A 24,385-nucleotide genomic window follows, 5' to 3' on the forward strand; every position below is an offset into this window, starting at 1 on the left:
TGGATGCTCGCCGGCCAGCTCGGCAGCCGCCGCACTCGTCTGGGCGAGACCGAAGTCACCGTCGCCTCGCCACTAGGGCAGGGTATGCGCCGGATGGATGTGCTGACGCTGCTGACCTTCGTCTGGCCGCAAGTGCAGGCGCTGTATCCGCGACACCCTGGCAAACTGCTGATCGTCGGGGCCAATGATCCAATGTGGCGCGGCAGTCGGTCGGCGCACGAGTCGATCTACCTCAACAGTCACCTGCCGTTGGTCAGCGAAAGCGGCTCCAGTGTCCTGGTCCGTGAGTTGGCCCAGGTGTTCGGGCGGATCAACGGTACGCAGCGCAGTGACTGGATCGGCGAAGGCTTTGCTGAGTATTACGCCATCGAACTGGTGCGCCGGGCCGGCGGCATGAGCGATGAACGCTACGAGAACCTGCACGGCAAACTGGTCAGGAACAGCCAGAAAGTCACCACGCTGCGCGGTGAGCAGATCAGCCCGGCGCAGGTGGCCAGGGCGGTGGTGTTGCTGCAGGAGCTGGACCGCGAGATTCGCCTGAAAACCCATAACAAGCGTTCGCTGGACGATGTGTTGCGCGGGGCGATGCGGCTGGGGGAAATCGATACCCAGGCGTTTGTTCAGCTCAGTGAAAGCGTGATCGGTGGTTCTTCAAAAGTGCTCAGTACCGAGTTGATTCAGTAACACCGTCATTCGCGAGCAAGCCCGCTCCCACATTTGATCTGTGCCGTACACAAATCCCCTGTGGGAGCGAGCTTGCTCCGGGCGGCGTTCCGACGATAGGGTCATCAGCCCCGCCGGAAAAGCAAGATCAAACCCCAGTCTTCGGCGACTTCAACGAATCATTGCCGGTAACGGTGGCGGTTTTGGTCGCCGCCTCGGCATTGGCCTTCAGCGTTTTCAGTTCTTCCCCCGCCCGCTGGATTTTCGCCCGCACGTTGTCCATATCCTGACGGCTTTTCTCCAGCAGGCTTTTCGCCGAGCTGTGGCCGGTAATACCGCGCGCCAGGGCCACGCCACCGATGGCCACCTGGATCAGGCCAAAGATCCCGCCCCGACGCAGGCCCTTGCCCACCATCACCACGCCGCCGGCCAGGGAGCCGATGCGTTCCCAGCCCTGCACGTTCTGCTCGGAAGGGCTCTGGAACGGGGTGGGTTCGATACGCTCGACGCGTTTGAGTTCGCTCATGGTCTGTCTCCTGGCTTCAGTGATCGATAGAAAAGCTGACTGCCTGGGCGGGCAGCTCGTTCAATCGGATGTGCGGCGATTCAGCGAAATTTTGGCCCGGAGCGGGTATTGAGCCCCTTGGACATGCGGTCGTAGAGCACGACGTTGACCGTGGCGGCCAGATTCATGCAACCGGTGGTCGGAATGTAGACCACGTCTTCGCACCAGTCGCGAATCTCCTTATCCAGGGATCCGTCTTCCGGGCCGAAGATGTAGAGCGCGCGATCCGGGTGGGTGTATTCCGGCAGCGGTCGGGCACCTTCAACCAGTTCCACGGCGACGGGCACACAATTGAGCGGCAGGATTTTCTTCAGGTCGTCGATGCCGATCAGCGGGATGTCGTAGTGCACGCGCTTGGTATCGGTGACGAAATCGGCGGCGCGCTCATAGCGCTTACCGGTGTAGAACACCGACGCCACGCCATAACAGCCAGCGGCGCGCATCACCGAACCGACGTTCTCCGGTGATTTGGGGTTATACAAACCAATGCAGCTGTACCGTTTGTCTGCCACGAGCGGGGTGCCTTTCGGGAAAAAAAGCGCGATTATACGGGGATTGGGCGGCAGTGGTCAGTTTGGAGATTGGTGGTGGCAGGACTATTGCTATCGCGAGCAAGCTCGCTCCCACAGTTGACCGAGGTGTCCTGACGGACGCAGAACCATGTGGGAGCGGGCTTGCTCGCGAAGGGGCCAGTTCAGGCGCTGAAGATATCAGTCTTCTTTCTTCATCAACCCCGCCAACGCCGCAAACGGGTTGTGCGTGGCCTTGGCGATTTTCGGCGTGCTCAGCGAGCCTTCGTCGAAATACTGCTGGTCGGTATAACGCGAGTGTTCGTTATCGTGGCAGTACAGACACAACAGCTCCCAGTTCGAGCCGTCCTGCGGGTTGTTGTCGTGGTTGTGGTCGCGGTGGTGCACGGTCAGTTCGCTCAGGCGTTTGCCGGAGAATTCACGGGCGCAGCGGCCACAGACGTGCGGATACATCTTCAGGGCCTTGTCGCGGTAGCCCATTTCCTTGTCGCGCTGGTTGTCGGCGAGGATACGATCCAGCTTCGAAGTGTTGGTCGGGGTGGACGAACTCATGGGTTCACCTTTGTAGAATGACTAATGACGGTATCAAGCAAAGTTTAGCTCAGCCCTTGAGCTTCTCGGCAATCCAGATGGTGTGGCGGGTGCCCTTGTTGCCGTGGGCGAAGACCTGCACTTCCTCGGCCTTGAAGCCGGCTTTCTTCAGTTTGTCGGAAAATTGCCGGTCAGCGCTGGCCGACCAGACGGCCAGTATACCTTTGGGGCGCATGGCCCTGGCGCAGGCGTTCAGTCCGGCGGCGGAGTACAGCCAGCTGTTGGCTTTCTGGGTCAGGCCTTCGGGACCGTTGTCGACGTCGAGCATGATGGCATCGAAGCCCTGGGGTTCGGCCTGCAGGACTTTGGCCACGTCTTCCATGCGAATCACGGTCCGCGGGTCGAGCAGCGGATTGCCAGCCTTCTCGCCCAGCGGTCCACGGTTCCACTCAACGACACCGGGGACCAGTTCGGCGACCACCACTTCGGCGGTCTTGCCCAGGTGCTTGAGCGCCGAAGCGAGGGTGAACCCCATGCCCAGGCCGCCGATGAGTACCCGCGAATTCGGCCGACCGGCGACTTTGCGACACGGAATTTCGGCCAGGGCATCTTCGGAGCCGTGCATGCGCGTGTTCATCAATTGTCCGCCATCGCCACCCTGGATCTTGATGACGAAATCCTCGCCGTATTCGAACAGGCACAGGGCACCGCCGTTTTCAGGAATGGGGGTGGTGTCCAGCAGAACGAAACGTTTCATGGGGCTCACTTGAGGAAAATTGGCAGAACACGGGAGGGCAAACAGACGCAGTTGGGAGTAGCCTGTTTATGACGACAAGGCCAACGGAGCCATTGATGAAGCGCATCATTCTAACGGTCATTGCCCTGGCCGCGCTCTCGATAACTGCAGTGCAGGGCCAACAGTTGCAATCGATTCCTGTCAGCCCCGCGCCAATGCCCGGTTCGCCCGGCACCGCGACGCCCACGCCGTACCCGCAAATCAGCCCGGCGCCTTTGCCTAAAGTCGGCCCCGGCAGTAGCGGTCCGCCGTTGGTGCCGATTGAAATGCCGAGCCCGCCGACCAAGGACCAGCCCGTGCCGGGGCTGGAGTTCAATCCGCCGAAACCCAAGTCGCCGGGCGGCTAGACCTGCTGCGAAAGCAGTTGGCCGTCGGCCATCCGCAGGCGTTTTGAGAGGGAAACGGCGAGGGCGCGGATGATCTTGGCGGCGATTTTCGGTGCATCGTTGAGCATCTTTTCCAGCGAGTCCTTGCCCAGGTTGAGCAACTGGCAGTTGCTTGCGGCCACGCAACTGGCCGAGCGCCGTTCGCCGTCGAGCACGGCCATTTCGCCGAACGACCGGCCGCTGCGCAAGGTGGCGATGGTGATTCGTTGTCCGTCAGCGGTGGTTTTCTGCACGGCCACCTGACCGGTATGGATGATGCACATGAAACTGCCAGCATCGCCCTCCTGGAAGATCTCCTCGCCCTGGGCAATGGTGCTGATACTGAAGTAGCCCGAAGCCGCGGCGAAGTCTGCCGGCAGCAGTTGATTGAACAGGCCGCAATCCATCAGCCAGTCGCGAATTTCGTTGTTCAGAAAGGTTGATTCAGACATGTCGTCACGGTCTTTTTTGTGAATGTTGCTGACTCGAATTTGAATTCACCGCAAATCCCCTGTGGGAGCGGGCCTGTGGCGAGGGGGCTTGCCCCCGTTGGGGTGCGAAGCGCCCCTGAAACCATTTGCCGCAATCCTGATCTCGATCGCAGTGACAGGTTTGCGATTGCTGCGCAATCGAACGGGGGCAAGCCCCCTCGCCACAAAAGCTCGCTCCCACAAGGGGTACGGGTTGTATCGCCTGTCGGTGTGCGCAATTAAGACCGGCACACCGCGCCAGGTTCCTCAGGCAATACCCAAAACCTTGAACAAAAATGCATATTCGAGAGCTACGTCACGCAATCCCTGATATCGACCGCTCATCCCGCCATGCCCGGCTCCCAGTTCAGTCTTGAGTAGCAGGGGATTGCTGTCGGTCTTGGTCGCGCGCAATTTCGCCACCCACTTGGCTGCTTCCCAATACTGCACACGGCTGTCGTTGTAACCGGCGATCACCAGGGTCGCCGGATAAGCTTGCGCGGTGACGTTTTCGTAGGGGGCGTAGGCCTTGATCCGTTCATAGACGTCCGGCTCTTGCGGGTTGCCCCACTCGTCGTATTCCGTCACGGTCAATGGCAGGTCAGGGTCGAGCATGGTGTTGAGTACGTCGACGAATGGCACTTCGGCGATGGCGGCGCCAAACAGTTCCGGTCGTTGATTGAGCACCGCGCCGATCAGCAAACCACCAGCGCTGCCGCCGCTGATCGCCAGTTGCGGTGCAGTGGTAAAGCCTTGGGCAATCAGGTGTTCGGCACAGGCGATGAAGTCACTGAAGGTGTTGTGCTTGTGCTCCTGCTTGCCGGCGCGATACCAGGCTTCCCCCAGTTCGCCGCCGCCGCGCACGTGGGCAATGGCAAACGCCATGCCGCGATCCAGCAGGCTCAGGCGCGCATGGGAAAACCACGGGTCGAGGCTTTCGCCATAGGCGCCATAGCCGTAGAGGTACAGCGGCACGGGCTTGCCCAGGTCTGCGCGGTTGATCACCAGGCTGATGGGGACTTGCGTGCCGTCCGGCGCAGTGGCCCACAGGCGCTGGCTGACGTAGGCGTCAGCGTCGAACGGACCGAGCACCGGGGTTTGCTTGAGCACTTTCTGCTCGCCGGTCGCCAGTTCAAGCTGACGGATTTGCGCAGGACGGTTCAACGCTTCGTAGCGCAGGCGAATCCGGTCGCTTTCGAATTCCAGGCTGTTTTGCACGTGCAGGCTGTAGGCTGCATCCGGCAGTTGTACACGATAGGGCGCCAGGCCTTGCGGGTGAACTTCAATGACCGGCAAGCCGCCGACCCGCAGGCTGAGGGTCATGGCCCCGGTGTTCAGGCTGATGCCGTCGATCATCACCGTGTCGCTGTGGGGGATCAGGTTCTGCCAGTCGGCTTCGGTCGGCACGGCGCCGGTATCGACGGCTGTGTACAAGGCGAAATTGATGCCGTCACGGTTGCTGCGAATGAACCAGGTCCGTTGGCCGTCGAGTACGCCGTGGTCGACGTCGTACTCATGATCCTCAGCCCGTGGCGCCAGGCAGGTGAACGCCTGCTGGGGCTGGGAAGCATCTAGGACCCAGACTTCGCTGGTGGTCTTGCTGCCCACGGACAGCAGCAGTTGCTGTTCGGAACTTGAACGGTAGCAATGCATGAAGAAGCGACCGTCCGGCTCATGGAACACTTTTTCGGCTGCCGTGCCGTCCAGGCGATAGCGGTACAGCTTGTGCGGACGATGGGTGTCATCCAGTTCGCCAAAGAACAGCGTCAGGCTGTCGTTGGCCCAGGTCATGCTGCCGTCACAGTCCTGGAATTCCAGCTCGCTGATGCGGCCGTCGGACAACTCCTTCACGAACAGCGTATAAATCTCGTCGCCGCTGGAGTCGATGCTGTAGGCCAGGCGCTGATGGTCCGGGCTGATGCTGAACGCTCCCAGGGAAAAGAAACCGCCATTGGCCAACTCGTTGGGGTCCAGCAGCAGTTGTTCGCGGCTTTCGTCGAGGGTCAGGCTGTCATCGGCCGGACGCGGGCAGCGGTAGTGCCGGGCGTACTCATCGCCCGCCATGGTGCGGGTGTAGTACAGATACGGTCCCCACGGCGAGGGCAGGGACAAATCGGTCTCGAGAATCCGCCCCTTGATCTCTTCGAACAGGGTTTCGCGCAATCCGGCCTGGTCGGCTGTTTGCGCTTGCTGATAGTTGTTTTCGGCTTTCAGGTAGTCGAGCACTGCATCGGTGTCGCGCTCTTGCAGCCAGGCATACGGGTCGGAACCTTCAGCCTTGTGGGCAATCGGAGCGTCGCAAGTGTTGGCGGATAGGGGCATGAAGGGGTCTCGAACAGTGTACGGAATAGGAGCCTGGCAACCTGTGGGAGCGGGCTTGCTCGCGAAGGCGTTGGGCCAGTCAATATCATTGTTGAATGATAAGCCGCATTCGCGAGCAAGCCCGCTCCCACATGGATAGCGCTCAACAGTCAGGCATTGATGCAGCCTGATGGGCGAAAAGCCGTTATCATAAGCGCCTCTTTGCCTGCCTTGCCATGGACACCATGACCGAGAACGACTATCTGATCGCTTGGGGCCTCTACGCCTTCGCCGCTTTGGGCTGCCTGTTGGTGTGGATGCGCTTGACCCGCTGGATGTGGCGTTGGCTACGTGAGCCACTGCGGCTGGCGATGGCCGTGCTGCTGTTCAGCCCGACCATCATCGACCCGGTCAAGGATAAAGTCGCACCGGCCGTCGCCATTACCGCGCTCGACCTGCTGTTCAAGGTTGGCAACAACGCCTGGCGGGCGATTTCCGATCTGTTCATGTACGGCATGATCGCATTCGGCCTCTATCTGGTGCTGGTGGCGATCCGCTTCCCCATCGAGCGCGCCTCCAACGCCCGCAAGGAGCGTGAAGCTGCCACCAAAGCCGCCGTCCGTGCCGACGAGCCTGAGGATGATCAACCGTTCGGCGGTGCCGGCGATGATCGTTATGGCCGTCCCCCCGTGCCGAGCAATCCTCAGCGGATGCGAGTCGAACCCCGTCTGTAACCTTGCCCCTGCGATTGAGCGAGAGTCCGAGCATGTGTGAGTTATTGGGCATGAGCGCCAATGTCCCGACCGATATCGTGTTCAGCTTCACCGGGCTGATGCAGCGCGGCGGACGCACCGGCCCACACCGCGATGGCTGGGGAATTGCCTTCTACGAAGGCCGTGGATTGCGGCTGTTCCAGGATCCGGCGGCCAGCTGCGAGTCGGAAGTCGCGAACCTGGTGCAGCGCTATCCGATCAAGAGCGAAGTGGTGATCGGGCACATCCGCCAGGCCAATGTTGGCAAGGTCTGCCTGTCCAACACGCATCCGTTCGTCCGTGAACTGTGGGGACGCAACTGGTGTTTCGCCCACAACGGCCAGTTGGCGGATTTTCAGCCAGCGGCCAGTTTCTATCGCCCTGTGGGTGATACCGACAGCGAAGCGGCGTTCTGCGATTTGCTCAACCGTGTGCGTTCGGCGTTCCCCGAGCCGGTCGAGATCGAAGCGTTGCTGCCGGATCTGGTGGCCGCTTGTGCCGAGTACCGCAGCAAAGGTGTATTCAACTGCCTGCTCAGCGATGGCGACTGGCTGTTCTGCTATTGCTCGACCAAACTGGCGCAAATCACTCGTCGCGCACCATTTGGCCCGGCGCGCTTGAAAGATGTCGACGTGATCGTCGACTTTCAGGCCGAAACCACACCCAACGATGTGGTCACCGTCATCGCCACCGAACCCCTGACCGAAAACGAAACCTGGACCCGCTACGAACCGGGTCAATGGAGCCTGTGGCGACGCGGCGAATGCGTCAGTCAGGGCAAGACCGAATAAGGATCCGCTTTCCATGTTGCTCAGTTATCTACGGCTGGTGTTGTTTGCGGCGGGCCTGTTGATCGGTGTCCAGGTGCCGGGCTTCATCAACGATTACGCCAAGCGGGTGGAAGCCCATCTGATCGAGGCACAAGCCGGGTTGAGCGGCTTTCAGAACACCGCCAATCAGTTCTTCAAGGGTGACATGCAGGCCCTGGTGGCCCATTACCGCGCCAGCGAGGACCCGATCTTCCGCAGCGACGCCGACAGCCTGAGCAACCTGCTGACCCGTCAACTGGCGCTGGACAAGCAGTTCCAGGCGATGCAGGGGCCGTGGTACATCCGCTTCCTGCAAGTGGTGCTGGCTGCCGATCCGGACATCCGCAAGGAAACCTGGAATGGCTACAGCTACCAGATCCTGTTGACGCCCGAAGCGATGGTCTGGGGCATGAGTGGCGCGTTGCTGCTGTCGTTCGGGATCGAGTGCCTGTTCCGACTGATCGACTGGGTGGTGCTGGGTGGCAAGCGTCTGCGCCAGAGCCGGCCGATTGAAGAGCGGGATTTACGCGGCTTGTAACACCGGCGAACGTCAAGGAGCCGGCAAGCCGGCTCCTTGCCTGGTTACCAATCAATCGAATAGGTCATGCTCAAGGTACGGCCTTCGGCATTGGGGAATGGCGCTCTGGCGTTGGCCTGGGCGAACAGGTTGACGTACGTGCGGTTGGTCAGGTTGTACACCCCGCCTTCCAGGCGACCGACCGGCAGGTACACGGAGCCGAGCAGGTCCACCAGCGTATAGCCTTCGATGTCGCGTCCGTTGTTGTCCTTGGCGGCAGCGTCGTAGCTGGACAGGTGCATGCCTTGCAGGCGCAAGTTGTAGTCGTCTTCGGTGTAGCCGACGAACAGCGTGGTTTTGGCCGGTGAAATACGTGTCGCCGGCAGATCGATCCATTTGCCGTTCTGCCGGGTCTCGCCTTTGGCCCAGGCATAGGTGCCACCCACCGACCAGTGATCGGTCGCGAGGTAGGTCAGGCTGTTTTCGATGCCGCGAACCCGTTCCTTCTGGTTGATCAGACGCAAGACACGGTCATTGGCATCGTAGAACTGGGTCACGTCCGAGGTGTTTTCATAGACGGTGACGTCGGCCTGCCACTGGTCCCAGTTACCGCGCCAGCCCATCTCGTAGCTGTCGACCTTGATGGCCTGGGCGTTGAGACTCTGGATGTCGAAGGTGCTGTTCACGTCACGCAGGAAGCGCTGGATGTCCGGCAGCGAAAACCCCTGGCTGTAATTGGCGAAGACGTCCTGGTTTTCACTCAGGTGATAGACCGCGCCCAGGTTATAGAGCGTGGCGTCGTATTTGAGGGTGTCACCGGGCAGGATGGCGCGTACGCCGGTCTGGACGATCTGACCGTAAGCGATGCTGTCGGAGACCTCGCTTTCGATCCATTCACGGCGCACACCGCCACGCAAGGTCCAGTCTCCGATGTCCCAGGACATCTGCCCGAACAGCGCCTTGGTGGTGGTTTCGATATCCGGGCCCATCTCGTAAGTGGTGCCAGTTTTGGTGTAGGTCAGCCCTTTGAGGGTGTATTGGTCTCCGCGCTGGCGGGAGCGTTCGTGATCATAGTCGGCGCCCCAGACCAGGTTGCCTGTGGCGCTGCCGATGGCCGGCAACGGCGTGTCGATGGCTGCACGCAGGCCGTAAACATCCTGCACGCTGTTGTTGTCGGCGATCCCGGCCTTGCCCCGCGACAGGTCCGGGAAGAACAGCGCGTCGGCCCGGCGCCAGTAGCTTTCCAGTTGCAGGCCCTGGCCGTAGAAGTCGTTGTCGGTGTAGTTGAGGTTGGCTGCCTGGTTATGCGTGTAGGGCTGGTCGTCGAGTTTCAGTCCTTTGACCGCCACGGCCTCTTGCAGGTTTTTCGGGTCTTTTGTGTAGCCAGTGTCCTGCTGGTCCTTGTAGTCCTGCAACGACAGGCTGAGTTTCTTATCGGCATCCAGTTCGTAACCGAAACGACCTTGCAGGTCATAGGTTTCGGTGTCCATGTTGCTGCCCTGGGATGTGTCCTGAGGGATGCGATTGCCGTTGCCGTCGTACTGATCGTTGCGCTGGGTCAGGTCGGCGGACACGTACCAGTCCAGGGCATCCTTGCGCCCGGTCGCACTCTGAAAGGCCTCGTAGGCGAAACCTTTGCTGTTGAGGTTGTTGCCGCTGGTCAGGCCCAGTTTGCTGCTGTAGGCAAGGTCCTGCCCCTGGTTGCGCTTGGTGATGATGTTGATGATGCCGCCCGAAGCACCGGCACCATAAATGCTGCTGGCACCGGAAACCACCTCGATGCGTTCGATACTGGCCGGTGCGATGCTGTTGAGCTGGCGGAAGTTGTCACGGGTGGCGTTCTGCGACACGCCGTCGATCAACACCAGCATGTTGCGCCCGCGCAGGGTCTGGCCGAAGTTGCTCATCCCGCCGCTGGACGGCGCCAGGCCGGGAACCAGTTGCCCCAGAATGTCGGAGACCCGACGCCCGGCGCCAGTCTGTTGGCGGATCTGTTGTTCGTCGATCACCTGGACCGAGCCTGGAATCGAGGCAATGGTCGCTTCGCTGCGAGTCGCGGAAACGACGGTGGCTTGCATGGTCAACGTGCCGGGTTGCTGTTCGGTGTCCTCGGCCCAGGTCTGGGCGCTGACGGAGCCGAGCAGCGGAATCAGCAAAGAAAGTTTGGTTCGGGTCATGAGAGGGTCTTTTTTTTAGTCGTGATAAGTGTGGGTAGATAAAACTGCGGGGGCAGGTGTGGAGGTGAATGAGCGCACCCAGCGGATCCCGATGGCGGCCAGTGCGTAGGTCAACGCCACCAGCCAGAAACTGTGGGCCAGCCCGACCAGCCCCATGCCGATCCCGCCGAGGACGGCACCGAGCAGGGCGCCAGCCTTGGCCGCGCTGTTGCCCAGGCCGAGGGCAAAACCCTGCTGGCTTGAAGACACGGTGTTGGCGATCAGTGCATAGGCGACGGGGAGCAACGCGCCTTGCCAGATGCCCCAGACCAACCGGCTGACGAGAAAACCCAGCCATTCGTTAGCCAGTGCCGTGGCCGCTAGCGTCAGGGCGCAGAGCCAGGCAACGCCTTCGATGACGCGCAAGGTGTAAGCCGGCTGCCAGCGGTCGAACAGACGCCCCCACAGCGGCGCGCAAATGGCCAGGGTCGCGGCGCTCGCCGCGTAAGTAGCACCGATCAGCCAGCCCGGCGCGTGCAGAATGTCGGCGACGTACAGCGCGTAGAAGGGTTGCGGCATCATCTTCGCGGCTTGAATCAACACGATCACCAACAGGATTCCACCGAGCCAGCCTTTAGGCAGGGCCACCGGCGCAACCGGTTTTTTCGTCGAGGCTCGCGCCTTGTCGGCCGGCAGGAAAAAGCTCCCCAGTGCGCACAGCAGGCAAATCGCCGTCGCGCCATAACAGAGCAGGGCAAACCCCGAGATGTCCATCAGCCAGCCGCCCAGTACCGGGCCGATCAACGAGCCGACGGCGGTCGCCGATTGCAGACGGGCCAGGGTGTGACCGCGCCGGGAGCTGTCGCAGCAGGCCAGGGCATAGGCTTGCGCGGCGGCGAGAAACCCGGCCAATGCGCCTTGCATCACGCGAATGCCCACCAGCAGCCACGGGTCGAGGGTAATGGCCGCCAGCCCTTGGCACAGCGCAAGTGCCAGCAACGCCCGAACGATCATCGGCTTGTGCCCGGTGCGATCACCCAACCGTCCCCATGCGGGCGTCAGTAGCATGGCCGCCAGCATCGGGCCGGCATAGACCAGCGCCGACAACAGCGCGGTGTAGCCGGCGCCTTCTGGCCCAAGCAGATGCTGGATCTGCAAGGGCCAGAACGGACCGCTCATTTCCATGGCACCCATGGAGACAAACTGGATGACGATCAGCAGTCGCAACGCACGACCATCAGCTAGCATCGGCGTTGGTTCGCAGCGGATTGCTCAAGCGTCCGACGATGTCGGCGTGGCTGTCGTGCAAGCGCATGCGCATGAACGATTTGGCCGGCCAATCCTGTTCCAGCAGCGCCTGACGCTCGCTTTCCCAGCGTGCCGGTTCGACGTGCTCGCGCACGCTTTCGAAGCACTGTTCAACGTGCGTAGCCAGACGCTCCCAAAGGATATTTTCCGGCACATTCCAGTGGCGGGCGCAGAGCAACGTCAACTCACCGAGGTGGCACATGAACGTGGTGTGCAGGAGCTTGTCGCGGACAAATCCGGCGTCGTCGTACAGGGTCATTTTCGGGTCATGCAGCTGGATATCCAGACCCTTGGCGTGCAGGGTTTTGCGATCAATGCGAATGTCGCCGAAGTCACGCAGCAACAGCCGATTCAACTGCCCGTCAGCGCCCATCACCATGAAGCTGTTTTGCTGGTGCGCTTCGAACGCCACGCCATACATCAGGTAGATGCCCAGCAGGCTCGGGACGGCAATCGACAGGTAATCATCGAAGAACGCCAGCATGGCCTCGCTGTCGTCACGGCCCTGAGCCAGTTGCACCCAGTCACGCAGCAACGGTTGTTCGAATTCGTTGACGGCGAACAGGCTGCCGACCGGCACGGCCAGTTCGCCTTCCTGCAGCAGGGTCAGCGGGTTGTCGCGGTACAGCACAGCGGCATGCCGGGACCGTTCGTCATTGGCCGGTTGTGGTGCGTAGTGCACGCCGATGCGCTCCGGCACGATGTTCAGCAGGCGCTGAATCTGCGGTTCATGATCGAGAATCTGCAGTATCAGTTGGCTGATGCGCGGTCCCATCCGGGCCGAGCGCGGCGACACGGTGCGCTGCACACTGGTCAGTCGCAGGGCCACCGGCAGTTTGACCATCGGCGCAACGCGGCTGGCCTCGGGTACGACCGTGCGGAAGGACATGGTCGGGTGGCCAGTGAAGGCAACGATGTCGGTGATGATCAGCAGGTTGTCGGCGATCTCGCCGGCGAACAAATTGGGCAGTTCTTCATTGGCTTGCCATGGGTGCGACGGCAGCGGGAGGTAGTCCGCTGCCTCCAGGCCCCGTTGCTGCAAATGGCGCTGCAATTGTTCGGCGGCCTGCGGGAAGTGGCCCTGCCACCAGTCCCAGTAATCGGCGGTGCCGGCCAGTGACTCGACGTATGTGTACTGACGGTGCAGGGCGCACAGCACAATCGGAAAACTCGCTTCGAATTCCGGCGAGAAAGCGATGACCTGCGCGGCGCTCAAGCCCAGTTTGGTCTTGTAGTTCGGATGCCAGGGATGGCCGAGCGTGCCCCACTGTTCGAGCAGTGACGTCGGGTTCTGGTGGTCGGGGCTGGCTTTGAGCCAGGCGAGCAGATTGTTGTCGTGCCTGGTGTCGATCTGCTCTCTCAGGCGCTCGGTCCATCCATGGTGGAACGCCAGGCACAGGGTGTCGTTGCTGTAGCTATCGTCCAGCTCGCAGGCCAGACGTTCCAGTACTTGCGGGGAGGCGGGCGGGTTGAGCTGAGTGCCGAGGTGAGCGAGCAGTTCGCTGGGCAACTGGATTTTGTGGGGCAGGCTGTCGGGGGTGTGCAGGACGATGCTGCCGCGAACGTCCCAGCTGTTCATTCTTCCGCCCGACAGGTGATCGAAGCAAAGGTGCGCACCGTCGCCAAGCGGCAGCCAGCAACGGCTGTTGTCGTCGTATTCGCAGGCGTCGGGGTTGATCAGACCTTCGCGAAACAGCGCCTGGATCAGGCGTTGGAAGCAGCGCTGGGCGGCGGGCTCCAGGGCATTGCTCAAATGGTCGAGGGTGATGCGGTGGGACTGGAAGGCCTGAGTGCCGAGGGCTTCGCTCCAGTGCGAGAGCAATTGCTGCTGTTTTTGCGTGTAAGCGCGCATCAAGTCCGACTCCTTCTGGACAATGGTTTAGCTGAATGCGCGCAGAGAATACATTTTCAAAACAATAATGCAAATGATAGTGATTGCTACTTGTGATTTAGAAGGCCCTTTTTCAGAGTCTGGCCTGGGGTTTGCTCAAGACCATGTAGTGCTCGCCCACCTTCTGCGCATAGTGCTCCACCACGTTCTGACACAACGTCACGATCTCTTCGACCCACTCTGCGCCGACCCGCCATGACACCACTACTTGCAGGTTGGGCGGGCGTTGGTCGATTGCCAGCAAGGTCAATTCGCCGCGGGCCAATTCTTCGCTGACCAGCACCGGCGGTAACGCACCAATACCGAAGCCATCACGCAGCAATCGGGTAATCGCCGACACCGAGTTCACGCAGTTGAGCCGTGGCGCGAGCACGCCATTGGCCTGCATCAGGCTGAGCACGTCCTGATGAGGATGGGAGTTTTTCGAGTAGGTAATGATTCGCTCACGCGCCAGTTCGGCGACGTTCGTGTAATTGCGGTTGTAGATCGAGTTGCTGGCGACGATCCAGCCAATCGGGTGGCTGGCCAGTTCCAGGCTGCGCACGCTTTCCTGCCGCAGCAGGTCGGTTTGCAGGATCACATCGAGAAAGCCTTTTTGCAGCTGATCGCAGAGGTTGAGCGAGGTATCGGCCACCAGCTCGATTTCCACCAGCGGGTAGTGATCGGTCATCTGCGCCACCAACGGGCTGAGCCAGGTATGGATCACCGTGTCCATCACACCGATGCGCACCCGTCCGGCCTTGCTCGAACGGGTCTCGATCGACTGCTTGAGCGCCTGCATGGTGTCCATCATCTGCTCGGCGTAATCGAGCACTTTCAAGCCTTCGGGCGTCAGGCTCACACCGCGTGAATCACGCAGGAACAGCTTCACTCCGAGCTCGCCTTCAAGCACTGCAATACGGCTGGAAATCGAGGCCTGGGTGGTGAAGAGCTTGTCGGCGGTCAGGCGGAAACTCTTGAGTCGGGCGACCCAGACAAAGGTCTCGAGAAACTTCAGGTTCATGGGATAAAGATTTCTTATGCCTAAGGCGGGGTTTTATTAGTTGGACTCAGCAGGGGTGCGGGTCCAAGAATCGACGCATCCGGTTCCCACGATAGGCGTCGTCGGGGCTCAGAACAATACCAATAAAATCAGCGCGGAGAATTGCCATGAGTGCGCCCGACACCCCCGTCATTGCGAAAGCCACGGCTCGCCCGGGACCTTTCGACTGGTATCGCAACATCAATCAGCAGGAGCGCCGCACCTTCTGGAGCTGCAAGATCGGCTATGGCCTGGATGGCATGGACACCCAGATGCTCAGCTTCGTGGTGCCGACCCTGATTGCCATGTGGGGCATCACCACCGGCCAGGCCGGGCTGATTCATACCAGCACGTTGATCGCTTCGGCCATCGGTGGCTGGGTGGCGGGAATTCTTTCCGATCGCATCGGCCGTGTGCGCACCTTGCAACTGACCGTGCTGTGGTTTGCCTTCTTCACCTTCCTCTGCGGCTTTGCCCAGAGCTACGAGCAACTGCTGATTGCGCGGACCCTGATGGGCTTCGGTTTTGGCGGCGAGTGGACGGCCGGCGCCGTGCTGATCGGTGAAGTCATTCGTGCCCAGGACCGTGGCAAGGCCGTAGGCATGGTGCAATCCGGTTGGGCGTTGGGTTGGGGGCTGACCGCAATTCTGTACGCGCTGCTGTTCTCGGTCATGCCACCGGAAGACGCCTGGCGTGCGTTGTTCATCCTCGGCATCGTGCCGGCAATTTTCGTGATTTTTGTCCGCCGCCTGGTCAAGGACCCGGAAATCTATCGTGAAGCAAAAGCCAAGGAGGCGCCGAGCAATCCTTCGAAGTTCTACGAGATCTTCGCCCCCGGCATGCTCTTCACCACAATTCGCGCTTCGTTGCTGACCACCGGTGCGCTGGGCGGCTACTACGCGATCACGTCCTGGCTGCCGACGTTCCTGAAAAACGAGCGCGGTTTGAGCGTACTCGGCACTGGCGGTTATCTGGCAATGGTGATCATCGGTTCCTACGTCGGTTACGTCATCAGTGCCTATTTGACTGACATCCTCGGACGTAAAAAGAACTTCATCCTGTTCGCCGTCGGCTCGTTCACCATTGTGTTGCTGTACACGCAAATGCCGGTCAGCAACGGCGTGATGCTGTGGCTGGGCTTTCCGTTGGGCTTCTTCGCCTCGGGGATTTTCAGTGGCATGGGCGCGTTTCTGACCGAGTTGTTCCCCACGCGCATTCGCGGTTCGGGCCAGGGTTTTTGCTACAACATCGGCCGGGCGCTGGCGGCGTTGTTCCCGCTGCTGATCGGTCTGCTCAGCCAGACAGTACCGCTGAGTGTGGGCATTGGTGCCTTTGCAGCGGTTTCCTACGGTGTGGTGATACTCGCGGCCCTGAGTTTGCCGGAAACCCGTGGCAAGCAACTCGACGCCCAGTAACTGATAACCTGCGGGCATGTCTTACAGATATGTCCCGCAGCTAAAAAGAACAAAGCCTACAGGAGTGTTCAGCGTGAGCCGCCTGCTATTGAACTGCGACATCGGCGAGAGTTTCGGCAGCTGGACCATGGGTCTGGACGCAGAAATCATGCCCTTCATCGATTGCGCCAACATCGCCTGCGGTTTTCACGCCGGCGACCCGAGCATCATGCGCAAGACCGTCAGCCTGGCCCTCAGCCACGGTGTGCAAGTTGGCGCGCATCCGGCCTATCAGGATCTGGTGGGCTTCGGCCGCCGTTCCATGGCGTATGCTACCCAGGAACTTCAAGACATTCTGCATTACCAGATCGGCGCCCTCGACGGCATCTGCCGGGCCCAGGGCGGCCGGGTCAGCTACGTCAAACCCCATGGCGCGATGTACAACGACATGATGGCCAACCCGGCGCAGTTGCGCGCCGTTTTGCAAGCGGTGGCGTCCTATGACTGCAGCCTGCCGTTGATGTTGATGGCAACCCGCGACAACAGCGCTGCCCAACAAATGGGCGATGAGTACGGGGTGACGCTATGGTTCGAGGCCTTTGCCGATCGTGCTTACGACAGCGCCGGCAGGCTGGTATCGCGACAATTGCCGGGAGCGGTGCATCACGACCCGGAAAAAATCATCGAGCAGGCACTGACCATTGCCCGTGGCGATCAGCTCACCGCCAGCGACGGTAGCGCACTGCATTTGCAGGCCAACACCCTCTGCGTGCACGGCGACAACGCCAGTTCGGTCGCTGCCGTGCAACGCATCCGTGAAGCCTTGAACCGGCAGAGTGCGTCATGAAGCTGCGGGTGGAAGTGGTGGCGCTCGATTGCCTGATGGTGCGCCTGTTCGATGAAATTGCCGAAACCAACATGCCGTGGATGCTGGCGGCCAGTGAGAGTCTGCGCACGGCGTTCGCTGAGCATTTGATCGATCTGGTGCCGTCCTACACCACATTGATGGTGCATTACGATTTGACTGCACTGAGTCCCGCCCAGTCTCGGGAATTGATTGCCCAGGCGCTGATCGATCTGTCGCCCAATGCGCGTACTCGCGGCACCTGTCATGTGCTGCCGGTGTGGTACGACTTGAGTGTCGGTCCAGAGCTGAGCCTGTTGTCGCAGCGCAGCGGATTGGCAGTCGAGGAGGTGATCCGTCGTCACAGCGAGCGTGAATATCAGGTGTTCGCCCTGGGCTTTGCGCCGGGCTTCGCCTTCATGGGGCTGGTGGACGAGGTGCTTGCCGCACCGCGTCTGAGCACGCCACGCAAGAAAGTCGCCGCCGGCAGTGTCGGCATCGCCGAACGGCAGACAGCGGCTTATCCGGTGGTGTCGCCGGGGGGCTGGAATTTGATCGGCCGTACGCCGGCCAAATTGTTCGATCGCAACCGTGACGGTTACAGCCTGATGCAGCCAGGGGACACCGTACGGTTCGAAGCGATCGGTCATGCCGAGTTCATTAACCTGGGCGGTGACGATACGCCACTGGAGGTCCAGGCATGAGCCGTCTGACGATTGAAGCGAGTACGGCTCTGTGCCTGTTGCAGGATGCCGGTCGATTCGGCGTGCGCCATCTGGGCGTGACCCAAGGCGGAGCGGCCGATTGGCGTTCGATGTCCTGGGCCAACTGGCTGTTGGGCAACGGACTGGATAAGCCGGTTATCGAAATCACTCTCGGCGGGTTCACCGTCGTTGCCGAGGAAGAATGCGTGCTGGCCTTGGCCGGAGCGGATCTTGGTGCGCAGGTGGACGGTGAGGCGCTGGCGCCGTGGCGCAGTTTCAGGCTGCACAAAGGTCAGCGTTTGCAATTCACCCGGCCGTTGCTCGGCGCCCGGGCCTATCTGGCGGCGCCGGGTGGGTTTGATGCACCGAAAGTGCTGGGCAGTAGCGCGACGGTGGTCCGTGAGGAACTCGGCGGCCTGGACGGAATGGGCCATGCGCTGGGTAAGGGCGCCTCATTGAGCTACTCGGGGAACTCGCTGGTAATGCTGCGGGAGTTGCCGAGCGAATCGGTGCCGGATTTTACCGGTGACCCGGTGCTGGATCTGGTGCTTGGTGCGCAGATTGGCGAGTTCAGCGGGCAAAGCCTGTTCGACGCGTTCAATAGCGTGTGGAACCTCGACAGCCGTGCCGACCGGATGGGGATTCGTCTGTTGGGCACGGCGTTGCAGTACCAGGGCAAACCGATGATTTCCGAAGGCATTCCGTTGGGGGCTGTCCAGGTGCCGCCTGACGGGCAGCCGATTGTGTTGCTCAATGATCGGCAGACCATTGGTGGGTATCCGCGTCTGGGGGCGTTGACGCCGTTGGCGCTGGCGCGGTTGGCGCAGTGTTTGCCGGGTGCATCGGTGAGATTGCGGCCGGTGGTGCAGGATGTCGCTCATCGCGAGCAAGTCGAGTATTTACAGCGCTTCATAAACCGCTAAAAGCTTCGCGAGCAAGCTCGCTCCCACATTGGATCTTTGCCGTACATAAGACCCTGTGGGAGCGAGCTTGCTCGCGATGGCGTCAGACCAGACAACAAAGACTACTTGGAAAGAAACCGCATCCCTTCTTCCAATCCGCGAAGTGTCAACGGATACATCTGGTCCTCAATCAAATCCCGCACGATATTGGTCGATGAGGTATAGCCCCAGGTATCTTTCGGATACGGATTGATCCAGATGAGTTTCTTGTACTTTTCCTTGAACCGCTGCATCCACACGTAGCCGGCTTCTTCGTTCCAGTGCTCGACGCTGCCGCCCGGCTGAGTGATTTCGTAGGGCGCCATGGCGGCGTCGCCGATGAAGATCACCTTGTAGTCGGCGCCGTACTTGTGCAGCAGGTCCATGGTCGAGGTGCGCTCGGAGGTGCGGCGCATGTTGTTCTTCCACACCGATTCATAAATGAAGTTGTGGAAGTAGAAGTACTCCAAATGCTTGAACTCGGTCTTGCAGGCCGAGAACAGCTCCTCGCAAATCTTCACGTGAGCGTCCATCGAGCCGCCGATGTCGAACAGCAGCAACAGCTTGACGGTGTTGCGCCGCTCCGGCCGCATCTGGATGTTCAGCAAGCCGGCATCCTTGGCGGTGTGATCGATGGTGCCATCGATGTCCAGCTCTTCCGCCGCACCCTGACGGGCGAACTTGCGCAGGCGGCGCAGGGCGACCTTGATGTTGCGGGTGCCCAGCTCGACCGAGTCGTCGAGGTTCTTGTATTCGCGCTGGTCCCAGACCTTGGCCGCCTTGCCCTGGCGCTTGCCGGCGTCGCCGACCCGAATGCCTTCCGGGTTGAAGCCGCCGGAGCCGAACGGGCTGGTGCCACCGGTGCCGATCCACTTGTTGCCACCGGCGTGGCGTTCCTTCTGTTCCTCGAGGCGTTTCTTGAACTCTTCGATCAGCTTGTCCAGGCCGCCGAGGGACTGGATCGCTGCCCGCTCTTCATCGGTCAGCGAGCGTTCGAACTCCTTGCGCAACCAGTCTTCCGGAATCAGCGCCTGCAGGTGATCGTCGAGTTTTTCCAGGCCATTGAAGTAGGCACCGAACGCGCGGTCGAACTTGTCGAAATGCCGTTCGTCCTTCACCAGGATCGCCCGGGACAGGTAATAGAACTCGTCCATGTCGGCGAAGGTCACGCGCTGTTTGAGCGCGTTGATCAGGTCCAGCAGCTCACGCACCGAGACCGGCACCTTGGCTGCGCGCATTTCATTGAACAGGTTGAGCAACATGGCGTTGACCCTTATCGAGTGCCGCGACGACTCATGAACGCCAGACGCTCAAGCAATTGCACGTCCTGTTCGTTTTTCACCAAAGCGCCGGCCAGCGGCGGGATGGCCTTGGTCGGATCGCGCTCGCGCAGCACCGCTTCGCCGATGTTGTCGGCCATCAGCAGCTTCAGCCAGTCCACCAGTTCGGAGGTCGAAGGCTTCTTCTTCAGGCCCGGCACCTTGCGCACGTCGAAGAACACGTCCAGCGCTTCGCTGACCAGGTCTTTCTTGATGTCCGGGTAGTGCACGTCGACGATCCGCTGCATCGTCACGCGATCCGGGAAGGCGATGTAGTGGAAGAAGCAGCGGCGCAGGAACGCGTCCGGCAGCTCTTTCTCGTTGTTGGAGGTAATGATGATGATCGGGCGCTTTTTCGCCTTGATGGTCTCGTCGATCTCGTAAACGTAGAACTCCATCTTGTCGAGTTCTTGCAGCAGGTCGTTGGGGAATTCGATGTCGGCCTTGTCGATTTCGTCGATCAGCAGGATGACCCGTTCTTCGGATTCGAAGGCTTCCCAGAGCTTGCCCTTTTTCAGGTAGTTGCGAACGTCGTGGACCTTTTCCGTGCCGAGCTGCGAATCGCGCAGGCGGCTGACCGCGTCGTACTCATAGAGGCCCTGGTGAGCCTTGGTGGTGGATTTGATGTGCCAGGTGATCAGCTTGGCGCCAAAGGATTCGGCCAGTTGCTCGGCGAGCATGGTCTTGCCGGTGCCCGGTTCGCCCTTGACCAGCAACGGCCGTTCCAGGGTGATGGCGGCGTTGACCGCCAGCTTCAGGTCATCGGTGGCGACGTAGGCCTGGGTGCCTTCGAACTTCATCTGCTAATCCTCGAACGGTGACGCCGACCTGTACGAGTCAGGGCGGGGGGCGCAATAAAATGGTCAGCCCCGACTATAACGCGGTGCCCGGTCGACTGTGAACGCAGACGGCTTATTCAGTCTCTGAATGGGGCGTCACATCTTGACTCAGTCTCGGCTGCTGGCCAGTATTGAGCTATCGCCATTTTGGCGATAGCTTGCCGGGCATGTCTACTAAATACCGCTTTCGCGATACGTATCGCATTCAGTTGCGCGAAAAGGATCATCCACCACCCCATGTTCATCTGACGGGTGGCGGGCTGGACGTCATGTTGAGCCTGGAAACTGTCGAAGTGATGGTGGGCAAGGCGCCGCCGCTGATCGTCAAGGAAGCTCTGGAGTGGGTCAGAGCCCACCAGACTCAATTACTGGAGGAGTGGAAACGATGCTACCCATGAAACGCCCGCGGCTATCGGCAGTGCAAGCATTGCCGGATTACCGATTGGCGCTGACGTTTATCGATGGCCAGCAACTGCTGCTCGATTTGAGCCGCGACCTGCTGGCCTATCCAGGCCTGCAACCTTTGCAGGGAGACGCTTTTGCTCATGCTGCGTTGGGTGACGATGGCTGGAGTGTCGAATGGCCTGAACTGGATATCCAGATTGGTGCAGACACTCTCTACCTGGATGCCTTGGCGCAAAATGCCGCCGACGAGAACACCCGAATCTTTATCGACTGGCGTGCTCGCACCGGGTTACCGCTTAATCAGGCGGCTGAAGCGCTGGGGGTCAGTACCCGCAGCATCACCCGATACAGCAGTGGTCGCGAAGCGGTGCCGCGATCGTTGGCCTTGGCCTGCCTGGGTTGGGATTTCCTGCAACAGCAATCGAATTCGCCCCGTGCGGCAGAAGACACTGGCCGGTACATCGTCACGCGCAAAAAATTGAGGTAGTTGCGCACCAGATTGGGCAAGGCGATGTGTAGCGATATCAGCAGCACAACCAGGCCGATGAGGGGCCGCAGAGGCCAGTTGTATCGACGTTTCATGGTGGCAAGTCTCTGGCGATCCAAAGCCATTGACTGCACTGATAAGCGGACGTTCGACCCGACTGGACGCCTGCGGGCAAGAGGCTTACCTTGATGCCCTATTTCCATGCTGTCGTTAAGGACCCAGCCATGAGCCGCATTTTCATTGACAACGCCCACTCCATCGGCAACACGCCGCTGGTGCAGATCAATCGCATTGCGCCGCGTGGTGTGACCATTCTGGCCAAGATCGAGGGGCGCAACCCCGGTTACTCGGTCAAGTGCCGGATCGGCGCGAACATGATCTGGGATGCCGAGAGCAGCGGCAAACTCAAGCCGGGCATGACCATCGTCGAACCCACCTCCGGCAATACCGGCATCGGCCTGGCCTTCGTGGCCGCCGCCCGTGGCTACAAGCTGATGCTGACCATGCCGGCGTCCATGAGTATCGAACGCCGCAAGGTGCTCAAGGCACTGGGTGCCGAACTGGTGTTGACCGAGCCGGCCAAAGGCATGAAGGGCGCCATCGAGAAAGCCGGTGAAATTGTTGCCGGCGACCCGTCGAAGTACTTCATGCCGGCGCAATTCGACAATCCGGCCAACCCGGCCATCCACGAAAAAACCACCGGCCCGGAAATCTGGAACGATACCGACGGCGCGGTCGACGTGCTGGTGGCAGGCGTCGGAACCGGTGGAACCATCACCGGAGTTTCACGGTATATCAAGAATACCCAGGGCAAGCCGATACTCTCGGTGGCGGTGGAACCGGCGGTGTCGCCGGTGATCACCCAGGCCCTGGCCGGTGAAGAAATCAAGCCGAGCCCGCACAAGATCCAGGGCATCGGTGCCGGTTTTGTCCCGAAGAACCTCGATTTGTCGATCGTCGATCGGGTGGAACTGGTCAGTGACGAAGAGTCCAAGACCATGGCCTTGCGCTTGATGCAGGAAGAAGGGATTTTATGCGGGATTTCCTGCGGCGCCGCCATGGCAGTGGCCGTTCGGCTGGCGGAGACCCCGGAAATGCAGGGCAAGACCATCGTCGTGATCCTGCCGGATTCCGGTGAGCGTTACCTGTCGAGCATGCTGTTCAGTGATCTGTTTACCGAACAGGATAATCAGCAGTAAACGCTAAACATTGGCGGATCCTGGCTGGCGGTGATGGCTGAGGCGTTATCGCTGGTTGCGATCTATTGATCTGGTCCGGTTGATGATGGATTTTCATCAGCCAGCGTTCAGGCGCCCTATGTTAAGAAATTCTTTGTTACATGCTTGTTAATACTGAATGTTGAAAAGTGCAGGTTTTGAACCGGGTCGGTAGTGTTTATCATGCTGGCAGCCATGTCGGGCAATGGACGTGGCGCAGTGTCGCTTATCTTCAAAGGAGTTGTTGATGACCTTATCGTTTGCTGCGAAGGCCTCGTTGTTGCTGCTGTTTCTCGGCAGCACCCTCTATGTGCATTTACGCGGCAAGGCGCGTCTGCCGGTTTTGCGTCAGTTCGTTAACCATTCGGCACTGTTCGCCCCCTATAACGCCTTGATGTACCTGTTTTCCGGTGTGCCTTCGAAACCGTATCTGGATCGCAGCAAGTTCCCGGAACTGGATGTGCTCAGGGACAACTGGGAAGTGATTCGCGACGAAGCGATGCACTTGTTCGACGAGGGGTATATCCGTGCGGCGGCAAAGAACAATGACGCCGGTTTTGGCTCGTTCTTCAAGAAGGGCTGGAAGCGTTTCTATCTCAAGTGGTATGACAAACCGCTGCCTTCTGCCGAAGCCCTGTGCCCGAGAACCGTGGAGCTGGTCAGCCGCATTCCCAACGTCAAAGGCGCCATGTTCGCGCTGTTGCCGGGCGGCAGCCACCTCAACCCGCATCGCGATCCGTTTGCCGGTTCCCTGCGTTATCACCTGGGGCTGTCGACACCGAACTCCGACGATTGCCGCATCTTTGTCGACGGTCAGGTTTACGCCTGGCGCGATGGTGAAGACGTGATGTTCGACGAAACCTACGTGCATTGGGTCAAGAACGAAACGGAAAAGACCCGCGTCATCCTGTTCTGCGATATCGAGCGTCCACTGAACAATCGCTTCATGGCCCGCATCAATCGCAGTATCAGCGCCTGGCTGGGTCGCGCCACGGCACCACAGAATCTGGACGACGAGCGTGTGGGCGGGATCAATCGGGCCTACGCCTGGAGCAAGAACTCCAGCGATAAATTCAGTGGCTTGGTCAAGCAATGGAAGCGGCGCAACCCCAAGGCCTATCGGGTACTACGCCCGGTACTGGCGGTGGTGGTGCTGACGTTGTTGGGGTATTGGTTGTTTGGTTGAAGCCGGATACAGAATAAAAAACCGCTCGTTGTGAGCGGTTTTTTTTATGGATCTTCACGCAATCCCTGAATGCTCCTCCTGCCGCACAATGCGGACTCTGTGCCGACTGTCGTTGCCGAATCGTTGCAATCCCTGTCGTACGCTGGTTATAGTCGGCGCACAGTGAGTTTCGGACTCACTTTTTATCCCTCGAGCAAAGATCAGCCCAATGCCTGCATCCCTCCTCAACGCGGTAGTCGATTCAGCGGTCAACGCTGGCGTCGTGCCGTGCGGGAATCAGCAGCCCGGGCAGATCAGTCATTACCCCCCACCTGTCAGTAGCACGCCGGTGTGCGCAGTCGTATCACCGCCAGGCGTTGGCATTTCGGGCTGAT

Annotated in this window: 24 protein-coding genes and 1 pseudogene; 13 read left to right on the plus strand and 12 right to left on the minus strand. The window is 60.3% G+C overall.

The features are described 5' to 3' along the window. Positions 1-684: pseudogene (locus tag PMI29_RS27425) on the plus strand (hypothetical protein); the annotation flags it as partial. 127 nt (positions 685-811) lie between these two features. On the opposite strand, the gene PMI29_RS27420 reads toward PMI29_RS27425, so the two are convergent. The 4 genes from PMI29_RS27420 to PMI29_RS27405 all read right to left on the minus strand — a co-directional run bounded on the left by PMI29_RS27420 (position 812) and on the right by PMI29_RS27405 (position 3,046). Further along, entirely contained in the window at positions 812-1,189 is a 378-nt protein-coding gene (locus tag PMI29_RS27420) for a YgaP family membrane protein (RefSeq protein ID WP_007993781.1), read from the minus strand. Between the two features lie 80 nt (positions 1,190-1,269). After that, the gene (locus PMI29_RS27415; protein ID WP_007993783.1) at positions 1,270-1,740 is read right to left on the minus strand and encodes an RNA methyltransferase; all 471 of its coding nucleotides are present in this window, start codon (positions 1,738-1,740) and stop codon (positions 1,270-1,272) included. A gap of 198 nt (positions 1,741-1,938) precedes the next feature. Beyond that, positions 1,939-2,310 carry a YajD family HNH nuclease gene (locus PMI29_RS27410; protein ID WP_007898702.1) on the minus strand — a complete coding sequence of 124 codons (372 nt, stop codon included), beginning with the start codon at positions 2,308-2,310 and terminating at the stop codon, positions 1,939-1,941. Positions 2,311-2,359: 49 nt separating this feature from the next. Continuing rightward, positions 2,360-3,046: a spermidine synthase gene (locus PMI29_RS27405; protein WP_007993785.1), complete on the minus strand. Its 687-nt coding sequence runs from the start codon at positions 3,044-3,046 to the stop codon at positions 2,360-2,362. Positions 3,047-3,141: 95 nt separating this feature from the next. On the opposite strand from PMI29_RS27405, the gene PMI29_RS27400 reads away from it, so the two are divergent. Beyond that, a complete protein-coding gene (locus PMI29_RS27400) occupies positions 3,142-3,432 on the plus strand; it encodes a hypothetical protein (protein ID WP_007993786.1) in 291 nt (96 codons plus the stop codon). Here the strand turns inward: PMI29_RS27400 and PMI29_RS27395 are convergent. Further along, positions 3,429-3,902, minus strand: coding sequence for a cyclic nucleotide-binding domain-containing protein (locus PMI29_RS27395; protein ID WP_007993787.1), 474 nt, complete (start codon positions 3,900-3,902; stop codon positions 3,429-3,431). The two genes, PMI29_RS27400 and PMI29_RS27395, sit on opposite strands and share 4 nt — an antisense overlap. 285 nt (positions 3,903-4,187) lie before the next feature. Continuing rightward, complete coding sequence (locus PMI29_RS27390; RefSeq protein ID WP_007993789.1) at positions 4,188-6,242, minus strand: S9 family peptidase; 2,055 nt, start codon at positions 6,240-6,242, stop codon at positions 4,188-4,190. 215 nt (positions 6,243-6,457) lie between these two features. On the opposite strand from PMI29_RS27390, the gene PMI29_RS27385 reads away from it, so the two are divergent. The 3 genes from PMI29_RS27385 to PMI29_RS27375 are packed head-to-tail and all read left to right on the plus strand — an operon-like array spanning position 6,458 to position 8,320. Continuing rightward, positions 6,458-6,955 carry a hypothetical protein gene (locus tag PMI29_RS27385; RefSeq protein WP_007993791.1) on the plus strand — a complete coding sequence of 166 codons (498 nt, stop codon included), beginning with the start codon at positions 6,458-6,460 and terminating at the stop codon, positions 6,953-6,955. Positions 6,956-6,987: 32 nt separating this feature from the next. Beyond that, positions 6,988-7,764 (plus strand): class II glutamine amidotransferase, encoded by a 777-nt coding sequence (locus PMI29_RS27380; protein WP_007993793.1) that lies wholly within the window; start codon positions 6,988-6,990, stop codon positions 7,762-7,764. A 13-nt stretch (positions 7,765-7,777) separates the two neighbouring features. After that, a complete protein-coding gene (locus PMI29_RS27375) occupies positions 7,778-8,320 on the plus strand; it encodes a DUF2937 family protein (RefSeq protein ID WP_007993795.1) in 543 nt (180 codons plus the stop codon). 44 nt (positions 8,321-8,364) lie between these two features. Here PMI29_RS27375 and PMI29_RS27370 read toward each other — a convergent pair whose 3' ends face one another. From PMI29_RS27370 to PMI29_RS27355, 4 genes are all read right to left on the minus strand, one after another. Continuing rightward, positions 8,365-10,476 carry a TonB-dependent receptor gene (locus tag PMI29_RS27370; protein ID WP_007993796.1) on the minus strand — a complete coding sequence of 704 codons (2,112 nt, stop codon included), beginning with the start codon at positions 10,474-10,476 and terminating at the stop codon, positions 8,365-8,367. Positions 10,477-10,491: 15 nt separating this feature from the next. Next, the gene (locus PMI29_RS27365) at positions 10,492-11,703 is read right to left on the minus strand and encodes an MFS transporter (protein ID WP_007993799.1); all 1,212 of its coding nucleotides are present in this window, start codon (positions 11,701-11,703) and stop codon (positions 10,492-10,494) included. Further along, positions 11,693-13,615, minus strand: coding sequence for an IucA/IucC family protein (locus PMI29_RS27360; protein ID WP_007993801.1), 1,923 nt, complete (start codon positions 13,613-13,615; stop codon positions 11,693-11,695). The genes PMI29_RS27365 and PMI29_RS27360 overlap by 11 nt, the downstream gene beginning before the upstream one ends. Positions 13,616-13,727: 112 nt before the next feature. After that, on the minus strand, positions 13,728-14,657 hold the full coding sequence (locus PMI29_RS27355; RefSeq protein WP_007993803.1) for a LysR family transcriptional regulator: 930 nt from the start codon (positions 14,655-14,657) through the stop codon (positions 13,728-13,730). A gap of 146 nt (positions 14,658-14,803) precedes the next feature. Here PMI29_RS27355 and PMI29_RS27350 point away from each other — a divergent pair, with 146 nt between their 5' ends. From PMI29_RS27350 to PMI29_RS27335, 4 genes are all read left to right on the plus strand, one after another. After that, entirely contained in the window at positions 14,804-16,090 is a 1,287-nt protein-coding gene (locus PMI29_RS27350) for an MFS transporter (protein ID WP_007993806.1), read from the plus strand. Between the two features lie 73 nt (positions 16,091-16,163). Further along, on the plus strand, positions 16,164-16,916 hold the full coding sequence (locus tag PMI29_RS27345; protein ID WP_007993807.1) for a 5-oxoprolinase subunit PxpA: 753 nt from the start codon (positions 16,164-16,166) through the stop codon (positions 16,914-16,916). Continuing rightward, positions 16,913-17,617, plus strand: coding sequence for a 5-oxoprolinase subunit PxpB (gene pxpB, locus PMI29_RS27340; RefSeq protein WP_007993808.1), 705 nt, complete (start codon positions 16,913-16,915; stop codon positions 17,615-17,617). Before PMI29_RS27345 ends, pxpB begins: the two co-directional genes overlap by 4 nt. Continuing rightward, the gene (locus tag PMI29_RS27335) at positions 17,614-18,540 is read left to right on the plus strand and encodes a biotin-dependent carboxyltransferase family protein (RefSeq protein WP_007993809.1); all 927 of its coding nucleotides are present in this window, start codon (positions 17,614-17,616) and stop codon (positions 18,538-18,540) included. The genes pxpB and PMI29_RS27335 overlap by 4 nt, the downstream gene beginning before the upstream one ends. Positions 18,541-18,641: 101 nt before the next feature. On the opposite strand, the gene PMI29_RS27330 is transcribed toward PMI29_RS27335, so the two are convergent. Then, a complete protein-coding gene (locus PMI29_RS27330) occupies positions 18,642-19,820 on the minus strand; it encodes a vWA domain-containing protein (protein ID WP_007984827.1) in 1,179 nt (392 codons plus the stop codon). Between the two features lie 11 nt (positions 19,821-19,831). Continuing rightward, entirely contained in the window at positions 19,832-20,677 is an 846-nt protein-coding gene (locus PMI29_RS27325) for an AAA family ATPase (RefSeq protein WP_007984829.1), read from the minus strand. Between the two features lie 206 nt (positions 20,678-20,883). Between PMI29_RS27325 and PMI29_RS30730 the strand changes: the two genes are divergently transcribed. The 4 genes from PMI29_RS30730 to PMI29_RS27310 all read left to right on the plus strand — a co-directional run bounded on the left by PMI29_RS30730 (position 20,884) and on the right by PMI29_RS27310 (position 24,011). After that, complete coding sequence (locus tag PMI29_RS30730; protein WP_081501616.1) at positions 20,884-21,114, plus strand: DUF4160 domain-containing protein; 231 nt, start codon at positions 20,884-20,886, stop codon at positions 21,112-21,114. Further along, complete coding sequence (locus PMI29_RS27320; protein WP_007993811.1) at positions 21,102-21,608, plus strand: DUF2442 domain-containing protein; 507 nt, start codon at positions 21,102-21,104, stop codon at positions 21,606-21,608. Before PMI29_RS30730 ends, PMI29_RS27320 begins: the two co-directional genes overlap by 13 nt. 224 nt (positions 21,609-21,832) lie before the next feature. After that, positions 21,833-22,807 carry a cysteine synthase A gene (gene cysK / locus PMI29_RS27315; protein ID WP_007993812.1) on the plus strand — a complete coding sequence of 325 codons (975 nt, stop codon included), beginning with the start codon at positions 21,833-21,835 and terminating at the stop codon, positions 22,805-22,807. A 265-nt stretch (positions 22,808-23,072) separates the two neighbouring features. Further along, positions 23,073-24,011: an aspartyl/asparaginyl beta-hydroxylase domain-containing protein gene (locus PMI29_RS27310; RefSeq protein WP_007993815.1), complete on the plus strand. Its 939-nt coding sequence runs from the start codon at positions 23,073-23,075 to the stop codon at positions 24,009-24,011. The last annotated feature ends 374 nt before the right edge of the window (positions 24,012-24,385 follow it).

The organism is Pseudomonas sp. GM49 (assembly GCF_000282355.1).
GTDB lineage: Bacteria > Pseudomonadota > Gammaproteobacteria > Pseudomonadales > Pseudomonadaceae > Aquipseudomonas.